Below are 7,625 nucleotides of genomic sequence, written 5' to 3'. Positions count from 1 at the left end.
GTTGTTTTTCTTGATGTCAGGGAAAAGAATATTCCTGCTATAAAACTTTATGAATCCTTTGGTTTTGAAAAAATAGGAATGCGTAAAAACTATTACTCAAACCCAACGGAAAATGCAGTGATAATGCATAATTTAAGGAGATGATAAAATGGAATTCAGATATGATACTCAATTGCTGATAGAGGGCAAAAATCTCGATGAGGATGCAATCAATAATTATTTTGTGGAAAATTTCAAGGGTGATTGTCTGCTTGCAGTTGGTGATGAAAACCTGATAAAAATTCATTATCATACAAATGAGCCATGGAAGGTTCTTGAATATTGTGCATCACTTGGAGATGATGTTTCAAGAAGAAGATTGTTTCCGTCTCCTTCAAATCGGAGTATTAGGTATTCCTTAATCTCGTAACTCAAGTAATATCAAGGAATAGAGGATTTTTTTACTATTAAAAACTTAACAAAAGTTGCTTGAGGTTGGACACAAATTGTTAACTTTTTAACAAAACTTCTCATCCAACATTTCCTTGCTTAATTATAACATAGACACATCTACACTGCTATAATGTCTTCTTCCTTGGGCTATATAGATAAAGCAAAATATTAGATTACCAATATTGAACAACTGTACAATAGTTATGTGAATAGGGAGGTGTTCACTATGACAGAACGTGAAAGAGATATACGTAAAGCCGCTAAATTGTATAAGGGTGATAAATCAACTCTCAATAAACTAAATACTGAGAATCTGAATCTCGCCGCTCTTTCTTTTTCAATCAACTGGGAGTTTATTGATTTTGTATTAAAGCTGATTATTAAATATGGGCCAGCTATTGTTAAAGAAATCGTCGAGTATATAAAGGAACATAACTAGGTCAAAAATATAGTAAATAAGCTTTAGTGTGATGAAGCTACTTTCCAACATAACATTTTTTAACGTGTAGTGATATTATTTCATTACACATTTTTTCTTTTATCATTAAAAATTATTTATATATAAAAACCACAATTCTCCCTGTATCTATTTTTGTGAGAGATATATTCTGTACTCATCAGTTGAAATATCTCAATATAGCTGAGTACCCCTTGAACAGTTAGTCACGCAAGAACTCGAATTACCAAAAAACAAAAGTAGCCTGCCATCTCCTACTTAGGAACGGCAGGCTACTTTTGCGCTAACCAATAGATTCAATAATGACTTCAATAACAACTTCACCGACTTCACGAATGATTGTTTCAAGAATCTCTTCCATTGATCATCACCCCTTATAGTTAGATTCGATCATCCTTCTATCAGGGCAGGAGAGTTATTATATCACCCTTATTTTTAGTTGTCTACTGTTTTTTTATTTTTTCAATCAATAATTCTTTTTATCCCCTTTAAATCGGAGTATTAGTTTTTCTATCAGCATGACGCATTCATCTCCTTACGGCGGAGATAGGTTTCAAATGGCTTGATAACCAAGGTAAAACAGTATTGTTTGTTTTCGTCTCCTCTTGTCGGAGATAGGTTTCAAATACTATACGCTAAAAGCATTAATTTCATACATATTACACAAGAATTTCTTGACCTTAAACTTGCCATGCAACACAAAAACATTAAGTACCCTAGACAAGTTTGAGGACAAAATATCTCTTAAGTCCCTCCATTTATATTAACATATTTTTCCAAGTAAGCACCTGTTTATTGAGGCGTGACATGATGTCCACTTCAAACTGGAGTATTAAGTTTTCGCGATGAGTATTTATCCTTATCAGGCTGGTGCTAAATCGGAGTATTAGTTTTACTTTCTTTTGTTTTCAAGCCCTAGTTATATCAAAAAATACAGCAATTTTATAGTGCTAAAACTTTAACAAAAATTACTTATTTAGATACTAAAGTTGTTAGTTTTTTAATACAAGTTTGAAATCCGCTTAACTTAATATTATCTTGGTCAGTATAACATAGTATCTCCAAAAATAACCATATTCTGCTATCTCATAATTAACTGCAATAGAATCTTTTTGTACTAACTATCATATAATAAAAAAACATGAGTGACTCTATATATGTAAAAGGACTGTGATATACAAAAATACCACAGTCCCTTAATGAAATAAAAACTAAGCTTCCTCAGTAAGAGATTCAAGAACCTCTTGAACAACTACAACGGCCACAGCAACTGCTGCTTCACGTGCAATCAAACCTAGAATTTCTCCCATTTATATCACCCCTTATAGTTAGATTCTATTATCCTCCTATTAGGGCTGGGAATTATTATATCACCACTATTTTTTATTGTCTACTATTTTTTATAAAATGAATCTCATCTTTCTTGATATATTCACAATCCGTCTTACTTAATTTTATAACATTAGGTATTATCCTTTAAATATTAAGTACAGATTATTAAATTATTTCAAGAATTCAAGTAGCTTTTCATTCAAACGATCGAAATACGATTCGTAGATAGTCTTTAAATACTCAGTTTTACCATTATGCATCTTTACTTTTTTCTCTAAATCTGCAAACTTAGCCCATTCTTCATCGCTTAAATCAATACTACTCTTTACCATCTCAAATGTTTGATTGGTATACTTAAATATTGAATTATTTCTAAGTTTGTCAAATTCCTCTAATCCATGGGCAAATTTATTCCGTTGTTTAGACATTCCCTTTATTTTTTCTAAAACCTCACCCAAAGGATCATTTTCATCATAATACCTAACGATATCTTTATAGTAGTTCAAATTTAGATAAGCATATTCAAAATTAGCTACATGCCTACCATCAGCTTCTAAACATTTATTCAAGTAATCTGCCAATTCACCTTCTGGCTCTACTAAATAGGGTTTCCCATCTTCAAATTTGATCGTATTAGGATAATTTTTTTGGAGATATAATTCAGCGCTATATTCAGCAATATTTTTTAAACGAATCAAATATTCCCCTACCATCCCGCGTTTAGCCTGAAGATTTAGAAGTAGCCATGCATTCAATAATTTTTTCTGTTCATCAGCAATACTTAAATTTGCGACATCTGGCAATAACTTCTGTGTTTTTACAGATTGAACTACACCTTCTAAATTTATTTTTAGTTTTCCTCTATTAGATTTTTTCAACTCTGTGTCTTTACTTATTAAACCATACAATGCTTCATAGCCATAATTTATCAATAAATCACGATATGTTTTCTTTTTCAAAGCCAAAAGTAATTTTCGACCACTATCTTCAATAACTCGATTTTCAAAATTAGGAGTATTATCTAAATTCCTCGCAATCAACAACTCTATCGGTTCATCATTAGAATGACTTTCACCTTCATTTGAGCCTCTTTTAGGTGTAGTTACTTGAAAAGCTCTCACATTTAGTCCAGCTAATCTGTTCAAGGTAAACATAGCTGATTTTACTTGCGGGGTAGCACTAGAAAGATTTAAAAAAATTTCATCTTCGGTCTGTTCGTACTTATGTAACAACTCCTCTAAAATATTAAAAACCTTATCAAAGATATAAACTTCCGTATCCTTAATTATTCGTTCAGACACTTCTATACGTGGTGTATATCCTGAAATCGAATTCAAGGCTGTAACCATATTATCATGTTTTTTGATCGATCTTTCTGAATGAATCATCAATATTTTATCTGGTTTCATTACTCTAGCAATGTGCAATAACGGTCCATCATGATTCTCACGGATCGGATCTGTATCCCCAACACAAGAAATTAAAGTTGTCATAATTGTTACACTCCCTATTTAAGTAATATATTTACTGCACCCATACCCATACTGGTTTTGATTCCAATGCCACTATATTCAGCAAAACATAACAACATGTTGAGATAACTGATCAGCGTCTTTGATCCGTTGCAACGAATTTTTATTTTACCGATAAAGCCTGGAATATATCTACCATGAATCGGATAATAGCTCGATTGAATCGAAAAACTTACAATTTTTGTTTTGTTAGCTATTTCTTGCAATAACTCCTTATCAATTTTATTACTACCCTCAAAAATCGTTGCATATCGCAACATTAAATTCTGAAAAATTAATAGTATATCTGGTAAATAAACCTGCTCTCCTTTTACCTTAAAACCCGTTGCAGTCAAAAAATTGATCTGCATTTCTCGTCTAGGTTCATTTACATAAAAAATATCAGCCAGCTGTTTGGTAGATAAAACAGTAACTTCTCTGTTTGTAATCTTTAAGGTAATTTCAGAATTATTACCTAAAACTATCTTTTCTAACGAATTATCTAATAAAATTTCATCAAATACTTTTTCTACAGATTCATCTAGTATAGAAATATCTAACAAAACCATATTCTTTTTTGGTAGAACTCTTAATGAGTATGGATTCACTTGAGATATATGAAAATATTCTGCCATTTCAGAATTCATATGTTCCATTAACCATCCATGAAGTTTAGGTGCTAAATCATAACTATATTTTTTACTAGTATCACACGTCAATAAAATTTTTTTCAAGAAATCACCCCTAAGTCACTTAAGTGCATGCTAATTATAACAAAAATCATATTTGAAACATATAAAAACAACCTACCTCCCCCTCCATTAGGGAAAAATAGGTTGTTACATACTAATAACCAATACATTTACCAATAATTTTTTAGAATTCTTCCTTATAGTTAAATTCTATTATCTTTCTATATCAGAGCAAAAAAGATAGTATACCATCTTAACATGTTATCGTCTGCTGTTAGGGGTTATGTCATCTCCTTACGTCGGAGATAGATTTCAAATTCCTATACGCTAAAAACATTAATTTCATGCATATTACACAAGAATTTTTCGGCCTTAAACTTGCCATGCAACACAAAAATATTAAGTACCTTAGGCAGGTTTGAGGACAAAATTCATAACAAAATAGCTCTTAGTTCCTTCATCAATACAATTTATATTAACATTATTTTTCCACCAAATAGGCATCTTTTATTGAGTCGTAATATCGTGTCTGCTTCAAATCGGAGTATTAGGTATTACTTGATAACATTTTATGGTTGACAAACACAACGTTTCCGTCTCCTTTAAAATCGGAGTATTAGGTATTCTTAGTTTTTTAACCCCAATACTATCAAGGATTATAGAGTTTTTCCGCTGTTAAAAACTTAACAAAACTCACCTAGAACAAGAACCAAATTGTTAACTTTTTAACAAAAATTCGTACACTACATTCACAAGCTTATCTTGAATAATTATAGCATATCATCTCTAAAAATAGCTAGATTCCTCTTTCGTCTAGAAATATAAAAATAGCCTACCATCCCTAATTCAGGAACAATAAGCTATTTTACATTACAAATAGATTTTCAGCAGTAACGCTGGTAGAAGCATTTTATTCAACAGCATATTCTTGAATTTCACTGATCAAATTTTTACAAGCTTGATTCTCTCTCTTTAAACGATCTACTTCGATTTTCTTGTTTCCTTCTAAACGAAGTATTTCCTCAATATTTTCATCAATACTTCGAATACTTGTCAGATAACTATCCGTAATTTCATTTTTTACAGTATTTTTAAAATAAGTTTCCATTTCATTAGCCACTTCATTAAAGGTTGTGCGAATTTTTCTACGATTTTCTCGCATCTCTTGTTCTGCATTTTCCCTATCAACATCATCCTTAATTTGAAGAGCAACAGAAAATATTACACTAGCTATAGTAAGCCCCTTTGCTAAATAATTTATTTTTTTCGTCAACTTTACAGCTTCCCATGGCTTAAACTTTTTACCCAACTTTCCACCTAGCTTTATAATCACATCATGAACTTCACTTCCCGAAAAAGTTTCTAAACCCGTTGCTATATTATTTTTATTAACAGTATTTTCCGCTAGCCTTGTCCCAATATTTGATATTAAATTCTCTTTTAAAATATATCTGACTATCGGAGAATCTTCGCCATTTTCAGTTAAGCTTAACTCTATACGTTTAAAATTAGGATTATTTTCTAAACTTTCAAGTGACTTTCCAAGTTCAGTAATTCCTTTGCTAAATTTTTCTTCAATACATTTACCACAGTCGTCAGAAATTGTATCTACTTTATCATACGCAGTATCTACAATTTGCTTAACATCCCCCTCACTAGTAGCTTTAGAAACAGCATCAGATACCTGTCTACCTAAATCACGTATTTGAGAACTGTGTTCAGCTATAATCAAATTTATGTCACTTTCAACTTCACGCCGATTATCGTCCAAAGTTTTTTTCTCTTGACGCATTTTCTCAATGAGCATCTCAATTCCCGGATTTCCGATTTCTTTATTAAGCTCAACGATTGCGTCTTCTAAAGCATAACTTACCTGTTGTAATGGAGTAGTTAATTTAGCTGTCATTCCCTTTTCATGTACAAATTCATTAACTGCTCTCACCATTCCTGCATAGTTACTTCGCTCATATAAAGCTTTCTTTATCTCCTCATCGTCCGCTTCATTTCCTAAACTAACACTATCTAGATAATCTTTAGCATCAATAAACACTATCTTCACAGCATTTTCATATGGATGCATCACGCGTTTTAAATCATTTTCTTTAATTTTACGAATCTCTACAGAATTACCATTATTTCCCATCTTGTTAACAAATAGCATCATTTCCTTTGCCTTATTATGATCTATTAACAATCTTCTAAAATCTTCTGCAATATAGTTATCGAATAAATTCTCTGTAACTACGTAAATCAGCATGTCAGCCTCATTTATAGCTTTATATGCAATTTCATCATGATCCATATTTATTCCATTTTTTATTCCTGGAGTATCTATGATTTTTATACCATTCCAGTCAAATTCTCTGACCGTTTGTGTCGTTATTGCAGCACCTATTTTAATGTCATCCATACCTGTTAGTGTTTTTAAGATAGATGATTTTCCTGCACTATACTGTCCCGCAAAAACAATGCTGATTGATTTTCCCTCACTGTCTGACACCGATTGTGGTAAATCTGCAACTTTACTATATTTAACTTCTTGCAGTACGCATCTGCTCTCTTCAAGGATGTCCTTTATTTTTTTTAGCCAAATATCTAACTGAATTTTATTTACGTCCATTTTTCTTCTCCTCTTCTTTCATAAAGACTAAATTAGTCAATTGTTGCGCTAAAATGATTCTACTCTGTTGCTGAGCATCAAGTTGGTCATAATTAGAGATATGAACAATTCGTTCTACACCCTTAATTGATTCTAGACGAACATCTTGTCTATTGATTCCCTTACCAAGAATCTGTAGGAGAGTTGAGTATACTTTATCCTTCTTAAAGGAAAACCATACACTCTCTTTCATTAAATTCCCTAAATCTTTCTTTACGTTACTAGGTAAGCGCGTTCCATCCTTCAATACAAACATAAGTGCAACACCTGGCTCTCTAGCAACTTTATCTATCCTACCTATTTCCACATCAATTTCCAAATAATTAAGTCCTTTTTCAACTACCATCTTATTTATTCGTAACAATTCACCATTCAATTCTTCAGCTAAACTTTGTTGTGTTTCTGATAAACTAAAAAACGTATCAACAACTTTATCTAAAGTCCAAAGGGCTCTATTTAATTGCCCCTTTACTAACCTTTTATCGATGGTAAATTTCATATTTTTATTTATCTTAGACATTGTCCTTTCAATATTTTCTTCC

6 protein-coding genes are annotated in these 7,625 nt (G+C 31.6%); 2 read left to right on the top strand and 4 right to left on the bottom strand.

The window, feature by feature from the left end; all coding sequences use genetic code 11:
* Positions 1 to 148 precede the first annotated feature (148 nt).
* Positions 149 to 409 carry a kinase to dihydroxyacetone kinase gene (locus Q9Q35_RS09675; RefSeq protein ID WP_304653172.1) on the top strand — a complete coding sequence of 87 codons (261 nt, stop codon included), beginning with the start codon at positions 149 to 151 and terminating at the stop codon, positions 407 to 409.
* 249 nt (positions 410 to 658) lie between these two features.
* Positions 659 to 871 carry a hypothetical protein gene (locus Q9Q35_RS09670; RefSeq protein WP_304653171.1) on the top strand — a complete coding sequence of 71 codons (213 nt, stop codon included), beginning with the start codon at positions 659 to 661 and terminating at the stop codon, positions 869 to 871.
* A 1,520-nt stretch (positions 872 to 2,391) separates the two neighbouring features.
* Here Q9Q35_RS09670 and Q9Q35_RS09665 read toward each other — a convergent pair.
* The 4 genes from Q9Q35_RS09665 to Q9Q35_RS09650 all read right to left on the bottom strand — a co-directional run.
* Positions 2,392 to 3,714 (bottom strand): type III-A CRISPR-associated CARF protein Csm6, encoded by a 1,323-nt coding sequence (locus Q9Q35_RS09665; protein WP_304653170.1) that lies wholly within the window; start codon positions 3,712 to 3,714, stop codon positions 2,392 to 2,394.
* 14 nt (positions 3,715 to 3,728) lie between these two features.
* Entirely contained in the window at positions 3,729 to 4,466 is a 738-nt protein-coding gene (gene cas6 / locus Q9Q35_RS09660; protein WP_304653169.1) for a CRISPR-associated endoribonuclease Cas6, read from the bottom strand.
* Positions 4,467 to 5,334: 868 nt separating this feature from the next.
* Positions 5,335 to 7,044: a GTPase gene (locus Q9Q35_RS09655; RefSeq protein ID WP_304653168.1), complete on the bottom strand. Its 1,710-nt coding sequence runs from the start codon at positions 7,042 to 7,044 to the stop codon at positions 5,335 to 5,337.
* Positions 7,031 to 7,625 (bottom strand): hypothetical protein (locus Q9Q35_RS09650; protein ID WP_304653167.1); only part of this gene is annotated, 595 nt, incomplete at its 5' end. The genes Q9Q35_RS09650 and Q9Q35_RS09655, both read right to left, overlap by 14 nt.

The sequence above is a fragment of the uncultured Ligilactobacillus sp. genome, assembly GCF_948826705.1.
GTDB lineage: Bacteria > Bacillota > Bacilli > Lactobacillales > Lactobacillaceae > Ligilactobacillus.
Note: the sequence above shows the minus strand (reverse complement) of the source record. Positions and strands in the feature narration are given on the sequence as shown.